The 24,935-nt window shown below is 71.8% G+C and carries 22 protein-coding genes and 1 tRNA gene; 10 read left to right on the top strand and 13 right to left on the bottom strand.

Translation table 11 applies throughout. The annotated features are described in order from the left end of the window. Positions 1-12: 12 nt before the first annotated feature. From ICC28_RS04735 to ICC28_RS04745, 3 genes are all read right to left on the bottom strand, one after another. Entirely contained in the window at positions 13-921 is a 909-nt protein-coding gene (locus ICC28_RS04735; RefSeq protein WP_188287099.1) for a chaplin, read from the bottom strand. Positions 922-1,036: 115 nt separating this feature from the next. After that, positions 1,037-1,270 (bottom strand): chaplin ChpH, encoded by a 234-nt coding sequence (chpH, locus tag ICC28_RS04740; protein WP_188287100.1) that lies wholly within the window; start codon positions 1,268-1,270, stop codon positions 1,037-1,039. Positions 1,271-1,437: 167 nt separating this feature from the next. Next, positions 1,438-2,763, bottom strand: coding sequence for a M20/M25/M40 family metallo-hydrolase (locus ICC28_RS04745; RefSeq protein WP_188287101.1), 1,326 nt, complete (start codon positions 2,761-2,763; stop codon positions 1,438-1,440). A gap of 201 nt (positions 2,764-2,964) precedes the next feature. On the opposite strand from ICC28_RS04745, the gene ICC28_RS04750 reads away from it, so the two are divergent. The 4 genes from ICC28_RS04750 (at position 2,965) to ICC28_RS04765 (ending at position 8,959) form a co-directional block, all read left to right on the top strand. After that, positions 2,965-3,049 (top strand) — tRNA-Leu (locus tag ICC28_RS04750). Positions 3,050-3,307: 258 nt separating this feature from the next. Further along, positions 3,308-7,159, top strand: coding sequence for a Pls/PosA family non-ribosomal peptide synthetase (locus ICC28_RS04755; RefSeq protein ID WP_188287102.1), 3,852 nt, complete (start codon positions 3,308-3,310; stop codon positions 7,157-7,159). Between the two features lie 68 nt (positions 7,160-7,227). Continuing rightward, positions 7,228-8,571, top strand: a complete 1,344-nt coding sequence (locus ICC28_RS04760) for a M1 family metallopeptidase (protein WP_188287103.1) — start codon at positions 7,228-7,230, stop codon at positions 8,569-8,571. 13 nt (positions 8,572-8,584) lie between these two features. Next, the gene (locus ICC28_RS04765; protein ID WP_188287104.1) at positions 8,585-8,959 is read left to right on the top strand and encodes a YchJ family protein; all 375 of its coding nucleotides are present in this window, start codon (positions 8,585-8,587) and stop codon (positions 8,957-8,959) included. A gap of 28 nt (positions 8,960-8,987) precedes the next feature. Here the strand turns inward: ICC28_RS04765 and ICC28_RS04770 are convergent, their stop codons facing one another. Then, positions 8,988-9,728: a class I SAM-dependent DNA methyltransferase gene (locus ICC28_RS04770; protein ID WP_188287105.1), complete on the bottom strand. Its 741-nt coding sequence runs from the start codon at positions 9,726-9,728 to the stop codon at positions 8,988-8,990. 44 nt (positions 9,729-9,772) lie between these two features. Next, on the bottom strand, positions 9,773-10,474 hold the full coding sequence (locus ICC28_RS04775) for a FadR/GntR family transcriptional regulator (RefSeq protein ID WP_188287106.1): 702 nt from the start codon (positions 10,472-10,474) through the stop codon (positions 9,773-9,775). Positions 10,475-10,611: 137 nt separating this feature from the next. Between ICC28_RS04775 and ICC28_RS04780 the strand changes: the two genes are divergently transcribed. From ICC28_RS04780 to ICC28_RS04795, 4 genes are all read left to right on the top strand, one after another. Then, positions 10,612-11,136 (top strand): gluconokinase, encoded by a 525-nt coding sequence (locus ICC28_RS04780; protein WP_188287107.1) that lies wholly within the window; start codon positions 10,612-10,614, stop codon positions 11,134-11,136. Positions 11,137-11,192: 56 nt separating this feature from the next. Continuing rightward, complete coding sequence (locus ICC28_RS04785) at positions 11,193-12,590, top strand: GntP family permease (RefSeq protein ID WP_188287108.1); 1,398 nt, start codon at positions 11,193-11,195, stop codon at positions 12,588-12,590. Between the two features lie 589 nt (positions 12,591-13,179). Next, positions 13,180-13,917: a hypothetical protein gene (locus tag ICC28_RS04790; protein ID WP_188287109.1), complete on the top strand. Its 738-nt coding sequence runs from the start codon at positions 13,180-13,182 to the stop codon at positions 13,915-13,917. After that, the gene (locus ICC28_RS04795) at positions 13,914-14,840 is read left to right on the top strand and encodes a hypothetical protein (RefSeq protein ID WP_188287110.1); all 927 of its coding nucleotides are present in this window, start codon (positions 13,914-13,916) and stop codon (positions 14,838-14,840) included. The genes ICC28_RS04790 and ICC28_RS04795 overlap by 4 nt, the downstream gene beginning before the upstream one ends. A gap of 1 nt (position 14,841) precedes the next feature. Here the strand turns inward: ICC28_RS04795 and ICC28_RS04800 are convergent, their stop codons facing one another. From ICC28_RS04800 to aztB, 8 genes are all read right to left on the bottom strand, one after another. Further along, positions 14,842-15,462 (bottom strand): cytochrome b/b6 domain-containing protein, encoded by a 621-nt coding sequence (locus ICC28_RS04800; RefSeq protein WP_188287111.1) that lies wholly within the window; start codon positions 15,460-15,462, stop codon positions 14,842-14,844. Beyond that, on the bottom strand, positions 15,446-16,171 hold the full coding sequence (locus tag ICC28_RS04805; RefSeq protein WP_188287112.1) for a molybdopterin-dependent oxidoreductase: 726 nt from the start codon (positions 16,169-16,171) through the stop codon (positions 15,446-15,448). The genes ICC28_RS04800 and ICC28_RS04805 overlap by 17 nt, the downstream gene beginning before the upstream one ends. A 98-nt stretch (positions 16,172-16,269) precedes the next feature. Continuing rightward, entirely contained in the window at positions 16,270-17,820 is a 1,551-nt protein-coding gene (locus ICC28_RS04810; protein ID WP_188287113.1) for an APC family permease, read from the bottom strand. Between the two features lie 48 nt (positions 17,821-17,868). Beyond that, positions 17,869-18,819: a hypothetical protein gene (locus ICC28_RS04815; protein WP_188287114.1), complete on the bottom strand. Its 951-nt coding sequence runs from the start codon at positions 18,817-18,819 to the stop codon at positions 17,869-17,871. Positions 18,820-19,178: 359 nt separating this feature from the next. After that, positions 19,179-20,381: a zinc metallochaperone AztD gene (gene aztD / locus ICC28_RS04820; protein ID WP_188287115.1), complete on the bottom strand. Its 1,203-nt coding sequence runs from the start codon at positions 20,379-20,381 to the stop codon at positions 19,179-19,181. An 82-nt stretch (positions 20,382-20,463) separates the two neighbouring features. Continuing rightward, positions 20,464-21,444 carry a zinc ABC transporter substrate-binding protein AztC gene (gene aztC / locus ICC28_RS04825; RefSeq protein WP_188287116.1) on the bottom strand — a complete coding sequence of 327 codons (981 nt, stop codon included), beginning with the start codon at positions 21,442-21,444 and terminating at the stop codon, positions 20,464-20,466. Beyond that, positions 21,441-22,673, bottom strand: coding sequence for a hypothetical protein (locus tag ICC28_RS04830; protein WP_188287117.1), 1,233 nt, complete (start codon positions 22,671-22,673; stop codon positions 21,441-21,443). Before ICC28_RS04830 ends, aztC begins: the two co-directional genes overlap by 4 nt. A gap of 21 nt (positions 22,674-22,694) precedes the next feature. Further along, positions 22,695-23,555, bottom strand: a complete 861-nt coding sequence (gene aztB, locus ICC28_RS04835; RefSeq protein WP_188287118.1) for a zinc ABC transporter permease AztB — start codon at positions 23,553-23,555, stop codon at positions 22,695-22,697. 15 nt (positions 23,556-23,570) lie between these two features. Here aztB and aztA point away from each other — a divergent pair, with 15 nt between their 5' ends. Both aztA and ICC28_RS04845 read left to right on the top strand, forming a co-directional pair. Continuing rightward, positions 23,571-24,314 carry a zinc ABC transporter ATP-binding protein AztA gene (gene aztA / locus ICC28_RS04840; protein ID WP_188287119.1) on the top strand — a complete coding sequence of 248 codons (744 nt, stop codon included), beginning with the start codon at positions 23,571-23,573 and terminating at the stop codon, positions 24,312-24,314. A gap of 78 nt (positions 24,315-24,392) precedes the next feature. Beyond that, positions 24,393-24,908, top strand: coding sequence for an NUDIX hydrolase (locus ICC28_RS04845; protein WP_188287120.1), 516 nt, complete (start codon positions 24,393-24,395; stop codon positions 24,906-24,908). Positions 24,909-24,935 lie beyond the last annotated feature (27 nt).

Raw genomic sequence — 24,935 nt, forward strand, 5'->3', positions numbered from 1 at the left:
GTGTCCGGTTCGCTACGCCGAGGCCCGCGCCTTGCGGTAGAGCACCGCGCCCGCGAGCAGCGCGCCCGCGCCCACGGGGAGGGCGAGGCCCAGCGGCAGCTCACTGCCGGTGGCGGCCAGCGCCGCGCCGCCCTGGGGCTGGGTGGCGGAGTGGGCTCCGGGCCGGTCGGCCGACGAGGAACCGTCCGGGATCAGAACCCCCGAGGCGGGCGGGACACCAGGGGTTCCCGGGCCGTCCGGGGTGACGCCCGGCGTACCGGGGACGTCGGAGCGCGGGGGCTCCACCGGGTTGCCCGGGACACCCGGGTTGCTCGGGTTGCCAGGGGTGCCGGGGTTGTCGGGATGGCCGGGGTTGCCCGGATTCTCCGGCCCCCCCGGGTTCCCGGGACCGCCCGGCTGCTCCCCCGTCCCGGGCGGAGTGTGGTTCCCCCCGCCGGAATCGCCGCCCGAACCGCCGCCCGGGCCGCCCCCGTTGGAGCAGTCGTTGTCCGTCGTGTAGTTGCCGATCCCGACGACGTTGACGCTGTTGCCGCAGACGTTCACGGGCGCGTGCACCGGAACCTCGACATGGTTGCCGGATCCGATGCCGGGCGAGTCGGTGGCGTGTCCGCCGGAGTGCGCGCCCCCGGAGCCGCCGCCGGAGTCGCCGTAGCCTCCGTGACCCCCCTGCGAGCCGCCCCTGTGGTTGACGCAGGTGTTGCCGAACGCCGGGTTGAGGACCCCGACGACGTTGACGCTGTTGCCGCAGGCGTTCACCGGCGCGTGGACCGGCGCCTGCACGGTGTTGCCCGACAGGACGCCGGGCGAGTTGGAACTGGAGCCGCTCGCGCCCGAGTCGGCGTGGGCGGTGCCGCCGGCCGCGGCGATCACGCCGGTCGCGGCGGCCACGGTCATCAGGCCCTTGCGGGTGACCTGTCGCATTGCTGAATTCCTGCCTTCCCCCTCTGGAACCACGCGAAAAGACCGGTCGGTCCCGGAACGCATGGCGCGCGCTCCGGGACCGACGGTGCCGTGACGAAACCTCAGAAAGGAAGCGTCACTGGTTGATGCAGGTGTTGCCGAAGGCGGGGTTCAGCAGCCCGATCACGGAGACCGTGTTGCCGCAGACGTTCACCGGGACGTGCACGGGAACCTGAACGACGTTGCCGGACAGAACACCCGGGGAGTGCACGGCGGCACCCTGAGCACCGGCGTCGGCGACGGCCATGCCCGCACCCGCGAGAACCAGACCACCAGTGGCAGCCGCAGCAGCGACGACCTTCTTGATCATTATTCCTCCTTGTTGGCAATGCGATCCCAAGCAACGGATCGCATCACCAGTAACGAGGAGGGACTATTGGAGCTACGAGCTTATGGTCGCATTCACTCTTCTCAGTCAATTCCGCACGGGCGGACGATTATTGAAGTTTCGTTTCAGTGGGCGGATTCAGGACGGATTCAGGACGCGTCGAGGAACCGGTCGAGCACCCGCACGCCGAACTTCAGTCCCTCCACCGGCACCCGCTCGTCGACCCCGTGGAACATGCCGGCGAAGTCCAGCTCCGGGGGCAGCTGGAGCGGTGCGAAGCCGAAGCAGCGGATGCCGAGGTCGTCGAAGGACTTGGCGTCGGTGCCGCCGGAGAGCATGTACGGCACGGCCCGGGCGATCGGGTCCTCGGCGCTCAGGGCGCCCTGCATGGCGTCGACCAGCTTGCCGTCGAAGTCGGTCTCCAGCGCCTTGTCGCCGTGCACGTCCTCGCGCCGGACGCGCGGGCCGAGAATGCGGTCGAGGTCGGCGAGGAACTCCTCCTCGTAACCGGGCAGGAAGCGGCCGTCGACGTGGGCGGTGGCCTGGCCGGGGATGACGTTGACCTTGTAGCCGGCGCCGAGCATGGTGGGGGCCGCGGAGTTGCGCAGCGTGGCGCCGACCATCTTGGCGATGCCGCCCAGCTTGGCGAGGGTCTCGTCCATGTTCTCCGGGTCGAGCTCGGTGCCGAGGGCGTCGGAGAGTTCGTCGAGGAAGGACCGTACGGTCTTCGTCACCCGCACCGGCCAGGTGTGCCGGCCGAGCCGGCCGACGGCCTCGCACAGCTCGGTGATGGCGTTGTCGGTGTTGGTCATCGAGCCGTGGCCGGCGGTGCCGTCCACGGTGAGCCGCATCCAGTGCATGCCCTTCTGCGCGGTCTCCACCAGGTACAGCCGCAGGTTCTCGTTGACGGTGAAGGAGAACCCGCCGACCTCGCCGATCGCCTCGGTGACGCCCTCGAAAAGGTCCGGGTGCTTGTCGACGAGGTACCGGGCGCCGTACGTGCCGCCCGCCTCCTCGTCGGCAAGGAAGGCGAGGACGATGTCGCGCGGCGGCCTGCGTCCGCTGCGCAGCCGGTCGCGGACGACCGCGAGGGTCATCGCGTCCATGTCCTTCATGTCGACCGCGCCGCGCCCCCACACGCACCCGTCGGCGATCTCACCGGAGAAGGGGTGGTGGGTCCAGTCGGCGGCGTTCGCCGGTACGACGTCGGTGTGGCCGTGGATGAGGAGCGCGGGCCGCGTGGGGTCCTCGCCCGCGATCCGGGCCACCGTGGAGGCCCTGCCCTTGTGCGACTCGATGATCCGCGGTTCGAGCCCCACCTCGGCGAGCTTCTCGGCCACGTACTCGGCGGCCTTGCGCTCCCCCGGCCCCGAGTGGTCCCCGTAGTTGCTGGTGTCGATCTGGATCAGCTCGCGGCAGAGGTCCACGACCTCGTCCTCGCCGGTGACGTTCCTGGCCGTGTCCGTCCCGCTCACGCTGGTTCCTCCCGCTGTCACTGCTGGTGGGTCCCCCTCATCCTCCTCCCCCGGCCGGTCCCGGCCCAAGACCGGGACCGGCCGGTCACGTGCCGTTCACACGGGGACCGGGGGGTGATCGACCACCCTCGAAAGCCTGGTAATGTTTTCCATGTCGCCGCGAGGGAAGCCGCACGGAAACCCCCGCACGACAGACACCTTGTCCGGGTGGCGGAATGGCAGACGCGCTAGCTTGAGGTGCTAGTGCCCTTTATCGGGCGTGGGGGTTCAAGTCCCCCCTCGGACACATCGATCGGCGAGGGCCGTGACCGCGAGGTCACGGCCCTCGCCGTTGTGTGGGCTATGTCTCTCCGGTCCGAGGAGCAGCAGGTCAGCCGCGCCCCAGGAGTCTCCGAACGGCCCTCACGGGTGGCGAGGCCCGGGGGGCGAACCTAGCGTCGTACTAAAATTTCCGGCTTGTTACGGAGCTGGAGCCGGACAACCCCAGGCAGACCTGCGGGCCCGCCAGCACCCCGGGCTTCCGGGATCGAGACGCGAGGACCCGATGGCAGCCACACACGAGAGCAGTGCTCTCGGTCTGCTCGACGAAGAGATCCGCGAGCGGTTCGGCGACACGGCACGTTTCTCCGGAGGTCAGGCGGCCTCTCCGCGCACGCTCGTCGATGTCTTCGACGCCTCCGTGCGCTCGTATCCGGACGAGTTCGCCCTGGACGACGGGACGACCCGGCTGACCTACCGGGCGCTGGCCGCCGAGGTGGAGCGGCTGCGGCGGCGGCTGGACGGCGCGGGGGTGGGGCTCGGCGACCGGGTGGGGGTGCGGGTGCCGTCCGGCACCAACGACCTCTACGTGGCGATCCTGGCCGTGCTCGCGGCCGGTGCCGCCTACGTTCCCGTCGACGCCGAGGACCCCGACGAGCGGGCCGAGCTGGTGTTCGGGGAGGCGGAGGTGCGGGCCGTGGTCGGGGCCGGGCACGAGATCGCCGTATACGGCGACCGCGGTGCTCCCGCCGCCCGCCCCGGTGTCGGGAACGACGCCTGGATCATCTTCACCTCCGGTTCGACGGGAAAGCCGAAGGGTGTCGCCGTCACGCACGGGAGCGCTGCCGCGTTCGTGGACGCCGAGGCCGCGCTGTTCCTCACCGAGGACCCGGTCGGGCCCGGCGACCGGGTCATGGCGGGGCTGTCCGTCGCGTTCGACGCGTCCTGCGAGGAGATGTGGCTGGCCTGGCGGTACGGGGCCTGTCTGGTGCCGGTGCCCCGCTCCCAGGTGCGCAGCGGGGCCGACCTGGGGCCCTGGCTGGTGGAGCAGGAGATCAGCGTCGTGTCGACCGTGCCCACGCTGGCCGCGCTGTGGGAGCCGGAGGCGCTGGCCGACGTACGGCTGCTGATCTTCGGCGGGGAGGCGTGCCCGCCGGAGCTGGCGCAGCGGCTGGTGACCGAGGGGCGGGAGGTGTGGAACACGTACGGGCCCACCGAGGCGACCGTCGTGGCCTGCGCGTCGCTGATGTCGGGCGAGGAGCCGATCCGGATCGGGCTGCCGCTGAACGGCTGGGAGCTGGCGGTCGTCGACGAGGCCGGGGAACCGGTCGCGATGGGTGCCAGCGGGCAGTTGGTGATCGGCGGGGTGGGGCTCGCCCGCTACCTGGACGCGGAGAAGGACGCGGAGAAGTACGCGCCGCTCGCCTCGCTGGGCTGGGAGCGGGCGTACCGCAGCGGTGACCTGGTGCGGGCCGAGCCGGAGGGGCTGGTCTTCCTCGGGCGGGCCGACGAGCAGATCAAGCTCGGCGGGCGGCGGATCGAGCTGGGCGAGGTGGACGCGGCGCTCCAGGCGCTGCCCGGCGTCGCCGGGGCCGCGGCGGCCGTACGGACCGCCCGCAGCGGCAACCAGCTCCTCGTCGGCTATGTCGTCACCCAGGACGGCTGGGACCACGCGGTGGCCGTGGAGAAGCTGCGCGCCGAGCTGCCCGCCGCACTGGTACCGCTGCTCGCGCCGGTCGCGGAGCTGCCGACGCGAACCAGCGGCAAGGTGGACCGCAATGCCCTGCCGTGGCCGCTGGAGAACCTGGAAACCCCCGCCGCCGAGCAGTTGTACGGCACGGAGGCCTGGCTCGCCGAGCAGTGGGCCGAGGTGCTGGGCATCCCGGTCGGCAGCGCGCGGGACGACTTCTTCGCGATCGGCGGGAGCAGCCTGGCCGCCGCGCAGCTGACGACCCGGCTGCGCACCCGCTACCCGAGCGCGGCCGTCCTCGACATCTACCAGCAGCCGACCCTGCGGAAGCTGGCCCGGCGTCTTGAGGAGTCGGCGCAGGACGACGGCGCCCGGCGGACCGTGGCGCCCGTGCCCAGACGGGCGCAGGCGGTCCAGCTCCTCGTTCTCGTGCCGTTGTTCACGCTGCTCGGGCTGCGCTGGATGGTGCCGCTGGCGGCCGTCGGGAACCTCCTGCCCGGGTACGCCTGGCTGCCGACCGCTCCTTGGTGGGCGCTCGCGGCCGGGGCGCTGCTGCTCTTCAGCCCGCCGGGGCGGCTCGCGCTCGCGGCGGGCGGGGCGCGGCTGCTGCTGCGGGGCCTGCGGCCGGGGCGGTACGCCCGGGGCGGCGGCGTGCACCTGCGACTGTGGACGGCGGAGCGGCTGGCCGAGTTCAGCGGGGCGACCTCGCTGACCGGGTCGTGGCTGGAGCGGTACGCGCGGGCGCTGGGCGCCAAGGTCGGTCCGGACGTGGACCTGCACTCGCTGCCGCCGGTGACCGGCATGCTCAAGCTGGGCCGGGGCGCCGCCGTGGAGTCCGAGGTGGATCTGTCGGGGTACTGGCTGGACGGCGACCGGCTGGAGATCGGCGCGGTGAAGGTGGGCGCGCACGCGGTCGTCGGGACGCGCAGCATGCTCTTCCCCGGTGCCCGGGTCGGCAAGCGGGCCGAGGTGGCGCCGGGTTCGGCGGTCACCGGCCAGGTGCCCACCGGTCAGCGCTGGGCGGGCGCGCCCGCGGTGAAGCTGGGCAGGGCCAAGCGGAACTGGCCCAAGGAGCGGCCGCCGCGCGGGGCGTACTGGCGGGGCATGTACGGCGTGAGCGGGCTGGCGCTGAGCGCGCTGCCGGTGCTCGCGGGCGGGGCGGCGCTGCTGGTGGCGTACCCGTTCGTCGACGCGGACGCTCCGCTGCGGGGTGCCGTGCTGGCGGTGGTGCCGGCGACGCTCGCCTTCGGGCTGGCGTACGCGCTGCTGATCCTGGCCGGGGTGCGGCTGCTCAGCCTGGGGCTGCGCGAGGGGACGTATCCCACGCACAGCAGGTCCGGCTGGCAGGCGTGGACCGTGACGCAGTTGATGGACCGCTCGCGGGAGGTGCTGTTCCCGCTGTATGCGGGGCTGGTCACGCCGGTGTGGCTGCGGCTGCTCGGGATGCGGGTCGGGCGGGGCGCGGAGGTGTCGACGGTGCTGGCCCTGCCGAGCCTGACGACGGTCGGCGAGGGCGCGTTCCTGGCCGACGACACGCTGACGGCGCCGTACGAGCTCGGGGGCGGCTGGGTGCGGATCGGCAGGGCGGAGATCGGGCGGCGGGCGTTCCTCGGCAACTCGGGGATGACCGCGCCGGGGCGGTCGGTGCCGGACGGCGGGCTGGTCGGGGTGCTGTCGGCGACGCCTAAGAAGGCCAAGAAGGGCACCTCGTACCTGGGGCTGCCACCGGTGAAGCTGCCGCGCAGTGCGCGGGGCGGCGACCAGAGCCGGACCTACGATCCGCCGGCGCGGCTGCTGTGGGCGCGCGGGACGGTGGAGCTGTGCCGGATCGTCCCGGTGTTCTGTTCGGCGGCGCTGGCGGTGGTGACGGTGGCGGCGCTGTGTGCGCTGGGCGGCTGGGCCTGGCTGCTGGGCGGGGTCGTGCTGGTCGCGGCGGGCGGGCTCGCGGGGCTGGTGTCGGTCGTCGCCAAGTGGGTGCTGGTGGGGCGGCATCGCAGCGGGGAGCATCCGCTGTGGAGCGGCTTCGTGTGGCGCAACGAGCTGGCGGACACGTTCGTCGAGGTGCTGGCGGTGCCATGGCTGGCGGGCGCGGTGCCGGGTACGCCGCTGATGACGGCGTGGCTGCGGGGGCTGGGGGCACGGATCGGCCGGGGTGCGTGGGTGGAGAGCTACTGGCTGCCGGAGACGGATCTGGTGACGCTCGGCGACGCGGCGACGGTGAACCGCGGCTGTGTGCTCCAGACGCACCTCTTCCACGACCGGATCTTGCGGACGGATACTGTGGTCCTCCGTGAGGGCGCGACGCTCGGCCCTGGCGGAATCGTCCTGCCCGGCAGCACGGTCGGGGCCCGCACCACGCTGGGTCCCGCGTCGCTGGTGATGGCGGCGGAGTCCGTCCCCGACGACACGCGCTGGCTGGGCAACCCGATCGAGGCATGGCGTCGCTAGAGCGTGTTCGTACGGCGTCGGGGGACGATGGACGTCGTACGAGCTCGGCGCGAGGAGCAGACGCAGCAGTGGCCGTTCAGCAGTCCGTGGGAGCGGACCCGTATTTTCCCGACAACGGTGATCCCCGTTACCGGGTGCACCGCTACGAGCTGGCGCTGGACTACCGGCCGGGGCCGAACCGGCTGTCGGGGACGGCCCGGATCAACGCCATAGCGGGCCGGGCGCCGCTGGCGGAGTTCCAGTTGAACCTGGCGGACTTCCGGGTCGGGCGGGTGCGGGTGGAGGGGCGGCAGCCGCACTACACGCATCGCGGCGGCCGGCTGCGGATCCGGCCCGCGAAGCCGGTGCGGGCGGGGGCCGCGTTCACCGTGGAGGTGCACTGGTCGGGCAATCCGAAGCCGGTGAACAGTCCGTGGGGCGGGCTCGGCTGGGAGGAGCTGGCGGACGGGGCGCTGGTGGCGAGCCAGCCGGTCGGGGCGCCCTCGTGGTACCCGTGCAACGACCGGCCCGCCGACAAGGCGTCGTACCAGATCTCGGTCACCACGCCGTCGGCGTACGCGGTGGTGGCGGGCGGCCGGCTGCTGACCCGGACGGCGAAGGCCTCGACGACGACCTGGGTGTACGAGCAGGCGGCGCCGACGTCGAGCTATCTGGTGGGGCTGTCGATCGGCAAGTACCAGACGGTGCTGCTGGGCGATCCGGGACCGGGCGGGGTGCCGCAGCACGGGCACATCCCGGCGCAACTGCTGCCGCAGTTCTCCCGGGACTTCGCGCGTCAGCCGCGGATGATGGAGGTGTTCCAGGAGCTGTTCGGGCCGTACCCGTTCGACGGTTACGCGGTGGTGGTGACCGAGGAGGAGCTCGATGTGCCCGTCGAGGCACAGGGGTTGTCGCTGTTCGGCGCCAACCACGTGGACGGGGCGCGGGGTTCGGAGCGGCTGGTGGCGCACGAGCTGGCGCACCAGTGGTTCGGCAACAGTGTGTCGATCGCGAACTGGCGGCACATCTGGCTGAACGAGGGGTTCGCGAAGTACGCCGAGTGGCTGTGGTCGGAGCGCTCGGGCGGGCGCAGCGCGCAGCAACTCGCCGCCTCCGCGCACCGGTTGCTCGCGGGGCTGCCGCAGGACCTGCGGCTGTCCGACCCCGGCCGCAAGCTGATGTTCGACGACCGGCTGTACGAGCGCGGCGGGCTCACCGTGCACGCGGTGCGCTGCGCGATGGGCGACGAGGCGTTCTTCCGCATGCTGCGCGGCTGGGCGGGGCTGCACCGGGGCGGGGCGGTGACCACGCAGACGTTCGCGGCGCATGTCGCCCGCTTCGCGAGCGAGCCGCTGGACGAGCTGTTCGAGGCGTGGGTGCACGGCACCGCGCTGCCCCCGCTGCCGGGGCCCGAGACCCGCGCGGCCGTCTAGCAGAATGGCCGCCATGAGCACGCGTACCTGCCCCTGCGGCCTGCCCACGTCCTACGACGACTGCTGCGGCCGTTCCCACACCGGTGCCGCCGCGGCGCCGACCGCCGAGGCGCTGATGCGGTCCCGCTACAGCGCCTTCGTGCAGGGGGACGCCGGGTATCTGCTGCGGACCTGGCATCCGCGGACCCGGCCCGCGCGGCTCGACCTGGACCCCGGGATGCGCTGGACGGGCCTGGAGATCCTCGCTACGACGGACGGCTCCGCGTTCCACACCACGGGCACGGTGACGTTCCGGGCGTCGTTCCGGGGCGGTTCGCTGCACGAGCGGAGCCGGTTCGAGCGGGTGGACGGGGCGTGGGTGTACGTGGACGGGGAGTTTCTCGACTAGTCGGCGGGGGTTCCGACGGGCTTTCCGACTAGTCCGCGGGCTTCTCCCAGATTGACACGTGGCGGGTGCTCTCGTTGGTGAAGGGGGCTCCTGACCAGTCCTCCCAGCGGGCGTGGAGGCGGAGTCCGGCGAGCCGGGCCATCAGGTCGAGTTCGGCGGGCCACACGTACCGGAACGGGATCGACTCGTGCTCGGCGCGGCCGTCGACGATGGTGACGTAGTTGCTGCTCATGGCCTGGGTGGCGGGCTCGTAGGTGTCGAACGCCCATTGGGTGGGGGTGATGCGGAACGGTACCGCGGTCTGGCCCGGCGGGAGCTTGCGCAGCTCGGGTACGCCCACCTCGACGACGAAGCGGCCGCCGGGCGCCAGATGGGCGGCGGCGTTGCGGAAGCAGTCGACCTGGGCGTCCTGGGTGGTGAGGTTGTTGATGGTGTTGAACACGAGGTAGGCGACGGTGAATCGGCCGTCCACCCGGGTCGTCGCGATGTCGCCGATGGTCACGGCGATGCCGTCTCCGCCGGGTTTCGCCCGCAGTCGGGCGACCATGGCCCGGGACATGTCGATGCCGTGCACGGGGACCCCGCGGGCGGCCAGCGGCAGGGCGATCCGGCCGGTGCCGACGGCGAGTTCGAGGGCGCTGCCGTCGCCGGCGAGGTCGGCCAGGACGTCGACGGTCGCCTTGACGACGTCCGGGTGGAACATCTCGGATTCCGAGGTGTCGTAGGTGGCCGCGATCTTCTCTCCGAAGTAACCGTCTTCGTCCGGCATGCGGGGACCGTACCGTCCGCGGGTGCCTGGGTGCGCGCGATTTTTCAGGGCGCGAGGATGTCCAGCTCCTGGAGGGCGCCGACGGTGATCTCGCGGGTGAGCTGCTCGGCGCCGGCCGCGTCGCGGGCTCGGACGGCCTCGGCGAGGCGGACGTGCAGGGTGACGGCGGCGGGGTCGGGGTCCTCGAACATGACCTCGTGGTGGGTGCGTCCGGCGAGGACTTCGGCGACGACGTCACCGAGCCGGGCGAACATCTCGTTGCCCGAGGCGGTGAGGATCACCCGGTGGAAGGCGACGTCGTGGAACAGGTAGCCCTCCAGTTGGTGGCCGCGGGAGTTGGCCACCATGCCGAGGGCGCACTCGGTGAGTTCCGCGCACTGCTCCGCGGTGGCGTTCCGCGCGGCGAGGCCGGCGGCCACCGGTTCGATCGCCGAGCGCAGCACGGTGAGCGAGCGCAGTTGCTGCGGGCGGTCGGTGCCGGCCAGGCGCCAGCGGATGACCTGGGGGTCGTAGACGTTCCACTCGGACTTGGGGCGGACCGTGACGCCGACGCGGCGGCGGGACTCGACCAGGTACATCGATTCGAGGACGCGGACCGCCTCGCGCATCACCGATCGGGACACATCGAACTGCTGGGCCAGTTCGTCCGTGCGCAGAACGCTGCCAGGCGGGTACTCGCCGGCGGTGATCGCGGGGCCGAGGGTTTCCAGTACACGGCCGTGCAGCCCGCGGCCCGTTGTGCTCATGCACACAGCGTACGGGGAGCGTCACGGGAACAAAAAGTCAGACTTATTTGTCACAGAGTCTTGAATTCGTCGTACCTAATCGGTTTCAGTGGCGTCGACATCATGTGTCGACGAAGACAGCAGACAGCGAGAGCAGCATGCAGCAGCCGCAGAACCCCGTAGTCGTGGTCATGGGCGTCTCGGGCACCGGCAAGACCACCATCGGTTCTCTGCTCGCCGCCCGGCTCGGCGTCCCGTACGCCGAGGGCGACGACTTCCACCCGCCGGCCAACATCGCCAAGATGTCGGCCGGTACACCGCTCACCGACGCGGACCGGTGGCCCTGGCTCGACGCCATCGGCACCTGGGCGCACGGCCGGGCGGGGCTCGGCGGCGTGGTGAGCTGCTCGGCGCTGAAGCGGGCGTACCGGGACCGGCTGCGGGCCGCTGCCCCGGACGTCGTCTTCGTGCACCTCGCGGGCGACCGCGCGCTCATCGAGGACCGGATGTCGCACCGGCAGGGGCACTTCATGCCGGCCGCGCTGCTCGACTCCCAGTTCGCCACGCTCCAGCCGCTCCAGCCGGACGAGGCGGGCGTCACGGTCGACGTCGCCGGCAGCCCCGAGGAGATCACCGAGCGGTCCGTCGCCGCCCTGCGTGCGCTCTCCGAGCCGACCGCGTAGACCGCACAACTCCCCCGCACGCGCTCCCCCACCCCCGTACCTGCAAGGGAAACCCCGTGACCGGACTCAGTGTCGAGATGCTGGCAGCGGACCCCGTCGAGCCCATCACCTCGGCCGGTCATGCCCAGTTGGGCATCGCCGTACTGGCGGGCATCGCCGTCATCGTCCTGCTGATCACCAAGTTCAAGCTCCACGCCTTCCTGTCGCTGACCATCGGGTCCCTCGCCCTGGGCGCGTTCGCCGGGGCCCCGCTCGACAAGGCCATCGTCAGCTTCACCACCGGTCTGGGCGCCACGGTCGCCGGCGTCGGCGTGCTCATCGCCCTCGGCGCGATCCTCGGCAAGATGCTCGCCGACTCCGGCGGCGCCGACGAGATCGTCGACACGATCCTCGTCAGGGCGGGCGGACGCTCCATGCCCTGGGCGATGGTGCTGATCGCCTCCGTGATCGGCCTGCCGCTGTTCTTCGAGGTCGGCGTCGTGCTGCTGATCCCGGTCGTGCTGATGGTCGCCAAGCGGGGCAACTACTCCCTGATGCGCATCGGCATCCCGGCGCTGGCCGGTCTGTCCGTGATGCACGGGCTGGTCCCGCCGCACCCCGGGCCGCTGGTCGCGATCGACGCGGTGGACGCCAACCTCGGTGTCACGCTGGCGCTCGGCGTCCTGGTCGCCATCCCGACGGTGATCATCGCCGGTCCGCTCTTCTCGCGCTACGCCGCACGCTGGGTGGACGTCCCGGCCCCCGACCGGATGATCCCCGCGCGCACCTCGGCGGAACTGGAGAAGCGACCCGGCTTCGGCGCCACCCTCGGCACCATCCTGCTGCCGGTCGTCCTGATGCTGTCCAAGGCGCTCGTTGACATCGTTATCGACGACCCCGAGAACATCACGCAGCGCGTCTTCGACGTCATCGGCTCCCCGCTGATCGCCCTGCTCGCATCCGTTCTGGTGGGCATCTTCACGCTGCTGCGCCCCGCCGGGTTCGGCAAGGAGCGGGTCTCCGGGCTGGTGGAGAAGGGGCTCGCGCCCATCGCCGGCATCCTGCTGATCGTCGGCGCGGGCGGCGGCTTCAAGCAGACGCTGATCGACTCCGGCGTGGGCCGGATGATCCTCGACATCTCCGAGGACTGGTCGATCCCGGCGCTGCTGCTGGCCTGGCTGATCGCGGTGGCGATCCGGCTGGCGACGGGCTCGGCGACGGTGGCGACGGTCTCCGCGGCCGGTCTGGTCGCGCCGCTCGCGGCCGGCATGTCCACCGGCGAGACGGCACTGCTGGTCCTCGCCATCGGCGCCGGCTCGCTCTTCTTCAGCCATGTCAACGACGCCGGTTTCTGGCTCGTGAAGGAGTACTTCGGTCTGGACGTCGGCCAGACCATCAAGACCTGGTCGGTGATGGAGACGATCATCTCGGTGGTCGCCGGTGCCATCGTGCTGCTGTTGTCCCTGGTGATGTAGCGGCCGAACGGCACGGCTGGGCCCGCCCGTTCCTCGGCATCGAGGAGGGGGCGGGCCCAAGTGTCTTCCTCGGCGGACGGCTTGGGCCCATGATGGGGGGACTTCTCGGGGGAAGCCCTTTCGGGAGCGATGACAAGCGATGACATCGGGGGTTGTCATGGCGATCTCACTCGGGGTGCGGATTACGGGGCTGCTCGTCGCGGGGACGCTGGCCGTGGGGACGGCGGCGGCCTGCGGCGGGGGCGGGGAAGGCGACCGGTCGGGCGGGTCCGGAGGTTCCGGGGGTTCCACGAGGGTCAGCGGTGGGCTCACCGGCGGGGAGACCGGAGGGGCCGAGGAGCCGGGCGGGGTCGATATGCCGACCTGGCGGCCGGACGAGGGCGGCGACGGCGGGTCGGGGGCCGGGGCCAACTCCGGGTCAGGGGGCTCGGGCGGGTCGGTAAGCTCCGGTGGGTCCGGCGGCTCGGGCGGCTCGGGCGGCTCGGGCGGCTCCGGAGGAAACGTTTCCGGAGGCTCGAACGGGTCGGGAGGATCGAACGGTTCCGGCGGAAACGTCTCGGGCGGCAACGGGGCGAGCACGAACAAGCCCGTGGACCCGCCGTCCTGGCTGCGTCCCGGGCCGAAATCGCCCAACCTTGAGCGATCGCCCGATCCCGAGAGCGTCTACGACGAACTCGGGGCCTCCCCCGGGAAGTGCTCGGCCACGCTGGGCGTCATCAAGGCGGAGGAGGCGTCGGCCACCGAGGAGGACGACCGATTCCGGTGGCAGGTGCTGCACGGCCTGGCCGAGGCGTGCATGGCGCTCCAGGGCCAGAACGGGAGTTGGGAGGAGGCCGCCAAGTACTTCGCCGCAACGGAAGGCCGGCTCGGCAGTTGCAAGAGCGTCGCCGCCCACGCCGTACTCGGCGAGGCACTGCGGTTCCACGCGCAACACCCTTCCGCCACCGTACGGTTGCGCGGCTCGGGAGGTGACGGGACGGGGGTCTGTGCCTTCCGGATCACCGAGGTGACCGCGGGCGGGCCCGGGGAGCGGATCACCGTCTCGGTCAGCGGCGCCCACTTCAGCACCGAGGACCTGATCTCCGCCACGCTCTGCATCGACGGCAAGCGTTCCAGCGGCGGACTCGAACTCGTCTCTCGGCAGAGCGACGGCTTCTCCTTCACCGCCGAGGTCCCGACGCTGGACGCCTACCCCAAGACGGTCGACGTCGCGTTCGTATACGGCTCCACGACCACCAAGGAGAACGCCCTCACCGTCGAGGATCCCGGCGTGACGGGCTCGCCTCCCGCTGCCGAACTCTGCGACGGCACGTCGTCGTCCTCGTGAGCACCGCACCCCCGGATCCGGAGCCCGAACCCCCTGACCCTCCTGCCCCTCCTCCTGAGCCCCCTGAACCCGCGCCCGCTCCCCCGCCCCGCAACTGGCTCGAAGTCATCGGCACCGCGGGCTCGCTCCTCTCCCTCTTCACGGCCGTGCTCTTCTACTTCGGCTGGGCCAGCACCGACGCCGAGACCCGGGCGCTCGGGCTGCGGGACACCCTGTTCCGGCTGTCCACCGCCGACTACCTGCTGCGGAGCGTGGACGCCCTGTACTTTCCCGTCCTCGCACTGGCCGCCGCCACGATGGTGGCCGCGGTGCTGCACCGCAGGGTCCAGGCCGATCCGGGCCGCGCCGAGCCCGTACTGAAGATCCTGCGGCACGCCTGGCTCCCCGCGCTGCTCCTCGTGCCGCTGTACTACGTCTCCCGGAGCCTGCTCGACCTGCTCATCCCGCTGGCGGCGATCATCGGTGTGCTGCTCAGCGCCTACGCCCGCACCCGGCCCGAACCCGGCGTGACCGAGGTACCCCGGCAGCAGCAGGCCCGGATCTGGGCACCCGCCCTCCTCGTGGCCGTGGTCTCGCTGTTCTGGGCGGTGTACGCGTACGCCGTGATCATCGGCGAGGCACGGGCCGCCGAGACGACCGCCACGGTGACCGACGAGTTCCCGGCGGTCGTCGTGTTCAGCGTGGAGGACCTGCTCATCCGCGGGAACGGCAGCTGTGTGTCGGCCGTCGCCGTCGAGGGCAGCCCGTACCGCTTCCGGTACGCCGGGCTGCGGCTGTTCCATGTCTCGGGCGACCGGCTCTATGTCGTGCCCCGGTACTGGGCGCCGTGGGACGGCCAGTTGTACGTGCTGCACGAAGGGGACGCCGGGCTGCGTGTGGAGTACGTGAGCGGGGCGGGGCGCCGGGCGGCCGAGTGCGGGTGAGTCAGGGGCGCCACAGCGGGTGTTCACTGTCCGCCCACTCCCGGCTCACCGACCCCGTGCGCATGCCCCGGCGGGCCTCCGGATCGGCCAGCGCCATGCCGATGTGGCCGGCCAGGACGATGCCGAGGGTGAGGGCCAGCCAGTCGTGGACGAAAGTCGCGCCGGTGCGCCAGACCAGGGGGGTGAGGTGGGTGAACCACATCATCAGGCCGGTGCCGAGCATGACCAGGGTGGCTCCGGCGATCCAGGCCGCGTAGATCTTCTGGCCCGCGTTGAACTTGGCGGCGGGCCGGGAGCCGGGGCTCCGGTCGCGGCGCAGGGCCGCGCGCAGCCAGCGCCGGTCGTGCGGGCCGAAGCGGTTCAGCCTGCCGAGGTCGGCGCGCAGGGCGCGGGAGGCGAGGCCTGCCAGGAGCGGGACGGGCAGGGCCAGGCCCGACCACTCGTGGACGCGGACCACCAGCGCGCGGCGGCCGACGAGTTCGGCGAGCTGGGGGACGTAGAGGCAGGCCGCGGTGAGGATGCACAGGCCCATCAGGGCGGCTGTCGTGCGGTGGACCCACCGTTCGGCGCGGCTGAAGCGGTGCAGCCGGGTGGCGGGCGGGGCGTCAGCTCGTAGGCTCATCGTCGCGTCCGTTCGAGCGGCCGACCCAGGCGTCGACGTCGTAGCCGCGCTTCTCCCAGTAGCCCGGCTGCACGTCCTCGGTGACGGTGATGCCGGAGAGCCACTTGGCGGACTTGTAGAAGTACATGGGGGCGACGTAGAGGCGGACGGGGCCGCCGTGGCTGTGGCCGAGGTCCTTGTCCTGCATGCGCAGGGCGACCAGGACGTCGGCACGGCGGGCCTGGTCGAGGGTGAGGCTCTCGCTGTAGGTGCCGTCGAAGCAGGTGAAGCGCACCGCCCCGGCCGTGGGCCGCACTCCCGCGGCGTCCAGCAGCCGGGACAGCCGCACTCCCTCGAAGGGGGTGTCGGGCACACGCCAGCCGGTGACGCACTGCACGTCCCTGACCAGGCGGGTCTGCGGCAAGGCGCGCAGGTCGGCCAGGGTGTAGGTGCGGGGGCGGGCGACCAGGCCGTCGACGGTGAGGCGGTAGTTCCCGGCGTTCTTGTGCGGGACCGAGGAGGCGACGGAGTAGTAGCGGAAGCCGCCGCCGTTGGGGAGCAGGCCCGTCAGGCCGGTGGGGTCCTTGTCGGCGGCGGCGCCGAGGAATGCCTCCAGGCCGCGTTGCAGGGTGGGCGCGGCGGCCACGCCGAGGGCGCCCAGGCCGAGGGTGCCGAGGAGCACGCGGCGGCCGACGGGGGTGCCGCGGTCCTCGGGCTGTTCGGAGTTCACCCGTTCATTCGAACACCCGCGGCCCGTGGTGGGCCAGGGTCCGCGGGTGCCCGTCAGGGTTCCGTAAGCAGTTGGCGGCCCCGGCCGCCTTCTCGTCCCTATCGGTCGGTGGTCCCGGCCGCCTTCTCCAGTTGGAACGCCTCGTTGCCCAGGCCGATGCGGGCGTGTGCCTCGGGTTTGCGGGAGCGCAGGACGAGGCCCTGGAGGAGGCCCACGGCGAGGGCGAGGGCGATGATGCCGGGCAGCAGCCAGTTGAGGGCGGAGTCGGGGCCGGAGCCGACGAGGACGTCGAAGTCCTTGACGGTGTAGCCGATGATGACGAGCAGCGCGATCGTGGCGAGCCCGGCGGCGGTGAGCCGCCACATCTGGGCGCCCGCGGCCCCCCGGCGGACGAAGAAGACGACGACGGAGACCGAGGCGGTCGCCATGAGGACGGTGACGCCGAGTGCGCCGACGTTGCCCATCCAGGTGAACAGGTGCAGGACGGGTGCGGTCGGGTCGCCGGTCGGCTTGTCGTCGGCGAGCGCGAAGGCGGAGACGACGGCCAGGGCGACCACCGTCTGGAGCAGGGAGCCGGTGCCGGGGGCGCCGCTGGCACTGCTGGTGCGGCCGAAGGCGGCGGGCAGCAGGCCCTCGCGGCCCATGGCGAAGGCGTAGCGGGCGACAACGTTGTGGAAGCTGAGCATGGCGGCGAACATGCCGGTCACGAAGAGCACGTGCAGGACGTCGGTGAAGGTGTCGCCGACGAGGCCCTCGGTGAGGAAGAAGAGCATGCCGGCGCTCTGTTCCTGTGCGGTGCCCACGACGGCGTCGGGGCCGGTGGCGACGGTGTACGCCCAGCAGGTGACGGTGTAGAAGACCGCGATGCCGCCGATGGCGAGGAACATCACGCGGGGCACCAGGACGTGCGGGCGGCTGGTCTCCTCGGCGTAGACGGGGGCCTGTTCGAAGCCGAGGAAGGCCGCGACGCAGAAGCACAGGGCGGTGCCGATGCCGGCGCCGCTGAGGGTGTCCGGGTTGAAGGCGTGCAGGGACAGGCCCTCGGGGCCGGGGTCGCCGAGGGCGGCCACGTCGAAGATGACGACGAGGACGACCTCGATGAGGAGCAGGACGCCGAGCACGCGCGCGTTGAGGTCGATCTTCAGCCAGCCGAGGGCACCGACCACGAGCGCGGCCAGCAGGGCCGGTATCCACCAGGCGAGGTCGATCTCCAGGTAGGTGGCGAACAGGCCGGAGACCTCGAAGCCGAAGATGCCGTAGATGCCGACCTGGAGGGCGTTGTAGGCGACGAGGGCGACCAGAGCCGCGCCGGCTCCGGCGGTGCCGCCGAGGCCGCGGGAGATGTAGGCGTAGAAGGCGCCGGCGTTGTGCACGTGCCGGCTCATCTCGGCGTAGCCGACGCTGAACAGGGCCAGGACGAGGCCGAGGATCACGAAGAGCAGGGGCTGTCCGACGATGCCCATCACCCCGAAGGTCGTGGGCATGACACCCGCGACGACCATGAGGGGTGCGGTCGCCGCGAGCACCGACAGCAGGAGGCCGGTCGTGCCGAGCCGGTCGGCTCGCAGGGCGCGGTCCTGGCCCTTGAACGTGCTGATGCCGCCGCTGTCGGTGGTGGGACTGCTCGTTCTCGAACTGCCCGTCGTCATCAGGGGGTTGTCCTTTCGGGGGTGGTGGGCGGGAGGGCCCGCGGGGCGTTACGCCGTGCCGAGTGCGCGGTCGCGGGCGGCACGGAAGGCGGAGTACGGCTCGCGGTCGGGGTACGACCAGGGGGCGGGGGTGACGTGCTCTCCGATGCGGTGGAAGAGGGCGGCGGCCTCGGCGCCGCGACCCTCGCAGCTCTTGGCGTGGGCGAGGAAGTTCAGGTCGACCAGGCGGCGCGGGTGACCTTCGTGCTCCCACTCCAGCCACCAGTCGAAGGCGGCCTTCATCACCTGGCGGGCCCGGCGGCCGACCCAGTGGCCGGAGGCGGCCGGGTCGGCGGGCTCGTGTCCGGCGGCGGCCAGGACGCGGTAGCGCTCGGCGTGCGCGATGACGGGCAGGATGGCGAGCGGGGAGTCGGCGGGGGCGCGTTCGGCGGCGGCGGAGGCGAAGTCGTAGACCTCGTGCAGCGGGTCCGGGCCGGAGGCGGCGCTGCGCTCGGCGAGCCGGGCGACCATCAGGTGGTGGGCGTGATGGTGGTCCGCGTGGCGCCGGCGGATCTCGTCGAAGAGGGCAAGGGCCTCGCGCTCGGTGCCGGTGCCTCGGGTCAGCATGAGCAGGCCCAGCCAGGGGGTGGGGTCGGCCGGTACGGCTTCCGCCGCGGCGTGGCAGGCCTCGCGGGCGCGGTCCGGCTTCTCCTTGCCGCGTAAGGAGCGCTGGACCAGGGCGAGGGCAAGCAGGACGCGGGCGTCGGCGGAGTCGGGGTCGGCGAGCAGCCACTCGCGGGCCCAGGGTGCGCTGTGCGGCTCCGCGGCGAGCACGGTCACGCGGTGGCCTCGGCGGTCCCAGTCGTCGGCGGTACGGGCGAGCAGGGAACGGGCGTTCTGCCAGCGCCCTTGCGTCAACGCCGCGCGGGCGGCGGCGAGTTCGGCGTCGTCCAGGGCCGGGTCGAGGTTCTGGGCCGCGCGTTTGCGGCCGCGGCCGAGGGGTGGCGGGGGTGGGGACACCGCGGGAACTTCCTCACGCGCATTCTGTTGGCTCGCGGCTCGTCGGTTTGATTTCGGTTCGCCATCGAGTGATCACTCACAGCCAACCCGCCACCAGCGCTTCACGTCAAGTCCTGCCTAGGTGTTACACGCGTCAACTCCTGTTACGGGTGGGGTACTTGTGAGATGGGGGTGGGTTGATCGTGGGATGCGCGCGTGTGTGAGACCGAGCGGCGTGAGCACCAAGATCACGCGTTGGTTCGGGACGGGCTCGCCGATGCCGTACGCCTCGTCGCGCGGAGGTTCGCGGGTTCGCCGGAGGACAGCGCCTCCCTCGCCACCGCGGCAATGAGGCCGCCGTGGCGAGGGGGGTTGCGAAGTCAGTGTCCGGCGACGACGCCCGACAGCTCATTGGTGCTCTTCGGCAGGGTGGCGGAGGCGATCTTCTTGCCCGTCTCCACGTCGATGGCGTGCAGCGCCTTCTTGCCGGGCTCGGAGACGTACGCGACGTGCCCGCGGACGAACAGGGTGGGCCGGGCCTGCTGCCAGTCCAGCGGCTCCTGCCACTTGCCCACGGCGGGGATCTTCTTCTCGACCTTGCCGGTGTTCGGGTCGATGACGTGGAGGGCGCCGTCGGTGCCGAGGACCAGGCCCTCGCCGTGCGGGCCGCGGCCCAGCGAGCGGAAGGAGTAGCTGGCGCCCAGGTCGACCAGGCGCAGCTTCTTCTTCTCGGTGTCGATGAGGGAGACGCGGGTGGGCCGCTCCAGCTCGGCCTCGGGGTCGGTCTTGTAGTCGCCCAGCAGGATCGGAGAGGTGTCGCTGCCGGCCTGGTTGCCGATGCGGCCGTAGTCGTCGGGGGCGTCGATCTTGGTGAACTCGCCGTCCTTGTAGATCAGGATGCCGTCCTCGCAGCCGATGCCGATGGCCTCGTTCTCGGCGGCCGCCTCGCCGTGGACACCGGGGCAGTCCTCGTTGCGCGCGATCTCCTTGTTGTCCTTGTCCAGCACCAGCGCGCCGGTGCGCTTCTCCTCGGTGCCCAGCGTGCTCACGAGTGTGCCGTCGGCCAGTTCGATGGCGACACCGTGGTGCGGCTCGGCGGAGGTGTAGGTGCGTCCCTCCGGCTTCTTTCCGCTGCTCAGGGCGGTGGGGTCGAAGACGTTGACCTCTCCGGTGCCGTCGGTGAAGAGCACCGTCCTGCCGGCGTGACGTACGACGTGGCCGGGCTTGGCGCCCTTGTACTCGATGTCGGTGAGGGCCTGGCCGGTGGCGTCCAGGACCCGGAATCCGCTGTCGGTGGAGACGACGACGTGGTCCTTGTCGCCCGCGGGGTTGACCCGGTTGAAGCCGGGCAGGTCGATGGTCGTGGCGAGCTTCAGGCTCTTGCCGTCGAGGATGTACAGGCCGCCGTCGAAGGTGGCGACCAGCGGCTCCTTGACCGCCACCGTCGGCGTGGCGCTCGCGGTCCCCTCGGACTTGGTACCGGTGGAGGAGGAGTCCTCCGCGCCGCAGGCGGTCAGGACGGTGGAGACCGCCAGGGCGAGGGCCGTGCCGGTGAGGGCTCTGCCGCGTATCGACTTGCTCATCAGTGTGTTCCTTTCTGCACCGCGTGGTGGCGGCTTGGGGGTACGGCGGGCCGGCGCCCGGTGGGCCGGGAGGCTCGGAGGGTCAGTCGCCGGTCAGGCCGGTGACCATGGCGGTGGTGTTGGCGCGCATCATCCGCAGGTAGGTGTCGGCGCCCTCGCCCTCGGCGGTCAGGGACTCCGAGTAGAGCTCGACGACGCGCACCCCGTCGCCCATCTCCGTTCGCAGTACCTCGGCGAGGCGTTTCGGCTGGGAGGAGTCGGCGAAGACGGTGCGTACGCCCGCCCGTTCCATCGCCTCGGTGAGGGAGCGCAGGTCCGAGGAGCTGGGTGAGGCCAGCGTGGTGCCGCTGGGGATGACCGCGCCGATCACCTCGAAGCCGAAGCGGTCGGCGAGGTAGCCGAAGACATGGTGGTTGGTGACGAGGGCCCGCCGGTCCGCGGGAACACGGCCGAAGGACTTCTCCATCCAGGTGGTGAGTTCCGTGAGTTGCTTCGCGTAGCGGTCGGCGTTGGCGCGTATCGTCTCGGCCTCGACGCCGTCGACGTGCGCGACGACCTGGTCGGCTATCAGGCCGGTGACCTTGCGCACCCGGTCGGGGTCGGTCCAGAAGTGCGGGTCGGGCTGCCCCTTCTCGCCCTCGGGGCCGCCGTCGTCGGCGGTGCGGAAGGTGAGCGGGTCGGCCGCCTCACCGGCCGCGAAGGTGGCGACCCCGGACTCGCGGGCGGCGTCCACGTGGCGCAGGACGTTCTCCTCCAGGCCCAGGCCGTTGTGGACGACCAGGTCGGCCTGTTCCAGCTCGGCCGCCTGCACCGCCGACAGACCGAAGGAGTGCGGGTCGGCGTTGGGCTTCATCAGAACGGTGACGTCGGCCTGGTCGCCGACGATCTCCCGGGTGACGTCGCCGAGGATGTTGGTCGTGACAACGATGCCGGGCCGGTCGTCGCCGGTGGTGGTGCAGGCGGTGGCGGTCGCGGCTGTCACGAGGGCGAGCAGGCCCGCGATCAGGTGGCGCAGGCGCGCGATGCCCACCCGCGCGCGCCGCTTCGCCTCGATGCAGCTCATCGTCCGGTCTCCGCCATGAGGACGGGCCTGACGTCCAGGTCGAAGGAGCGCGCGATGCGCAGGTCGTCGTTGTAGTCGATCTCGAACACCCTCTTGCCCTCTGGGTCGTTGACGTAGGCGCGGCTGCGGTCGACCTCGATGACGGGGGCGTTGCCGTCGGTGCCGGCCCGTTTCCCGTCCGTCAGCAGCGACTTGGTCCGCGCGGTCTGCTTGCCGGTTGCGATGTCGTAGCCGTGCAGCGCGCCGTCGCTCTCCAGAACGAGCAACGGGGAGCCCTCTCCGGCTGTGTTGGCCGCGACGACCGGTCCGGTCTCCACTCGCGTCCAGGTCCGCTCGGTGACGTCGAGGACCCAGACGGCGTCCTCTCCGGCCGCGGCGGTGAGGGTGTCGCTGCCGGGTCGATGGCGGAAGGCGGTGGCCCGCTCCTTCGCCGGGACGTCCTTGCCGTACGGGATCTCCTCGGCGGTGAAGGCACCGTTCCGAGCCCGGACGATCAGGGCGCCGTCGGCGCAGCCGAGGATCACACCGCGCCTGGTGACGGCGTCTCCCCGGGGCTCCGCGCACGTCACGTCCGGTGACGCGACGCGCGCTCCCTTGCGGTCGAGGACGACGAGTCGGGTGGTGCCGCCCTTGTTCTCGAAGGCGAGCAGGTGTTCCTCGTACGGGACGACGGCACCGGCGTGAGTGCCGGGCAGTGTCCGAGGAGATGCGATCTCCCCCTTCTCCAGCTTGCCGCGGTCGTAGAGGAGGGTGCGCCCGTCGTCGGTCACCGCGGTCACGGCGGCGTCGCTGCGCACCTGGGCGCGGCTGCCCGCGGGAAGCTCGCCCACGTCCCGTGTCGCCGCGCTGTAGTAGTGGACGTGGTCCCCGTGGTCCACCATCCAGGCGCCGCTGTCGAGGACATGCGTGCCTCCGGGCGTGTGGAGGTAGCCGAACCTGCCGTCCGTCCCCAGCCGAACGGCGTCCCGCACCTCGGCCGTCCTGTGCACCTTGCCGGTGAGGAGGTCGAGGATCCTGGTGTTGCCGCTGTCGGGGTCGTTCAGGAGGAGCCGGGACTGCTGCTCGGCGGCCTCCCGGGCTCCCTCGACGTAGCCGTGCGGGGTGGCTGACGAGGAACTCGCGGCGGCTCGGGCGGTGCCGCCCTTCTCTCCCGCGCAACCCGTGGCGAGCAGCGCGGTGAGCACCAGCGCGGCCGGCACCCATGGAGTGACGTTCCTGCGGACGGTCATGACGATCGCCTCTGGCTTCTTTCAGTGGGCTTCGAGTACGGAGGCCGGGGCGTGGGCGTGGCGCGTACGGCGGTCACGCAGGCCGGACAGCACGTGGGAGAGGAAGAACAGGCTCACCGCGAGGGCCGACACGGTCGCTCCGGCGGCCGTGCTCAGATGCCAGGACAGCAGCAGGCCGCCGAACGTGGCCGAGGTGCCGAGCAGGGCGGCGAGCGCCATGACCCCGTGCACGGAGCGGGCCCAGGGCAGAGCGGCCGCCGGCGGCGCGATGAGCAGTCCGAGCACCAGCAGCGTTCCGACGATGTGGAACGAGGCGACGATCGCCAGGCCGAGCAGGCCGAGCAGCACCGCGTGGGCCAGGCGCGGCCGCAGCCCCAGGGTGTGGGCCTTGCGCGAGTCGAACGCCAGGGCCAGGAAGGCCCGGTGACCGAGCACCGACACCGCCAGCGCGGCGAGCAACGCCACCGCGAGCACCAGGAGGTCCTGCTGCCTGACGGCGAGGACGTCACCGAAGAGGAAGCCGGTCAGGTCGACCGCGAAGGACTGCGAGCGCGACACGATGATCACGCCGAGCGAGAGCATGCCCACGAACAGCAGCCCGATCCCGGTGTCCTGCGACAGCCTCGGTGCACGGCCCAGCGCGGTGACGCCGGCCGTCATGACGGCGGCGCTGACCACCGCGCCCACCATCAGGTTCCCCCCGAGGAGCGCGGCCACCGCGACACCCGGAAGCAGCCCGTGGGACATGGCGTCACCGAGAAAGGCCATCCCCCTCAGCACCACCCAAGTGCCCGCCAGCGCGCAGATGGCGGATACGAGCATCCCGCCCCACAGGGCCCGCTGCACAAAGGTCGCCTCGAACGGAGCCGTCAGCCATTCCATGACCAGGACACTACAATGAAAATCATGTTCAATACACCGCACCCCCCTCCCGCGCCCCCCGTCGAGCGGACCGCTCGCATCCGTTTCTCGGGTCTGTGCGCCGGCTATCCAGGGCGCCCGGTGCTTCATCAAGTCAGCGCAGAAATAGCTGAGTTGACCACGACGGTGCTGATCGGTCCGAACGGCAGCGGCAAGTCGACCCTGCTCGGGGTGCTCGCGGGTGTGATCAAGCCGACATCCGGCGATCTCCTCCGCACCGGCGACCGGGCGCCCGCCTTCGTGCCGCAGCGCGGAGCGGTCGGCGACACTCTTCCGCTCACCGTGCGACAGACCGTGGAGATGGGGCGCTGGGGCGAGCGCGGGCCGTGGCGCCGGCTGACCGCACGGGACCACGCGACCGTGGACGCGACGCTCGACCGGCTCGGCATCGGCGACCTCGCCTCGCGTCAACTCGGCGAGCTCTCCGGTGGGCAGCGTCAACGCGCTCTCATCGCCCAGGGACTGGCCCAGGAGTCGGACCTCCTGCTTCTCGACGAGCCGACCACCGGCCTGGACCCCGAGGCGAGGGAGCGGATCGGAGCGCTTCTGACGGCGCTCGTCGCCGACGGGGTAACGGTCGTCCAGGCCACGCACGATCTTGAGGTGGCGCGCGCGGCGGACGCCTGCCTCTTGCTCCAGGACGGTCGGCTCGCCGGGCAGGGGCCCCCGGAGCAGGTCCTCACCACGTCGGCGCTGACCCGGGTCTGGCAGGGGCTCTGAGGAACCCGGGGGCACATGTCACGACCCGGCCGTGCCCTGCGGCACCACGGAGCGGCATGGCCTGGTTGGATCGCGTGCATGAGTTCGGCTGACGAGATTCTTGACGTCGTTGACGAGGGTGACCGTGTCCTCGGGCAGGCTCCGCGCGGGCGGGTGTATGCGGAGGGCCTGCGGCATCGGTGTGTGTTCGTCCAGGTCCGGGACGCCGAGGGCCGGCTCTTCGTCCACCGGCGCACCTCGACGAAGCTGGTCTTCCCCTCCCTCTACGACATGTTCGTCGGCGGAGTCGTCGGCGCGGGCGAGGCCTACGACGACGCGGCGCTGCGGGAGGCGGAGGAGGAGCTGGGGGTGTCGGGGCTGCCGGAGCCGGAGTTCCTCTTCAAGTTCCTCTACGAGGACGGCGCCGGGCACGGCTGGTGGTCGGCGGTGTACGAGGTGCGCTGCGAGCTGCCGGTCAGTCCGCAGGTGGCGGAGGTGGCCTGGCACGCGTTCCTGCCGGAGACCGAGGTGGAGCGGCGGCTGCCGGAGTGGGAGTGGGTGCCGGACGGGCTGGCGGCGTACGAGCGACTGAAGGCCCACCGGTCGGGGGCCTGAGCCGGACCTCGGCCCCAGTAGAGTCGG

The organism is Streptomyces sp. TRM68416 (assembly GCF_014596915.1).
Lineage (GTDB): Bacteria > Actinomycetota > Actinomycetes > Streptomycetales > Streptomycetaceae > Streptomyces.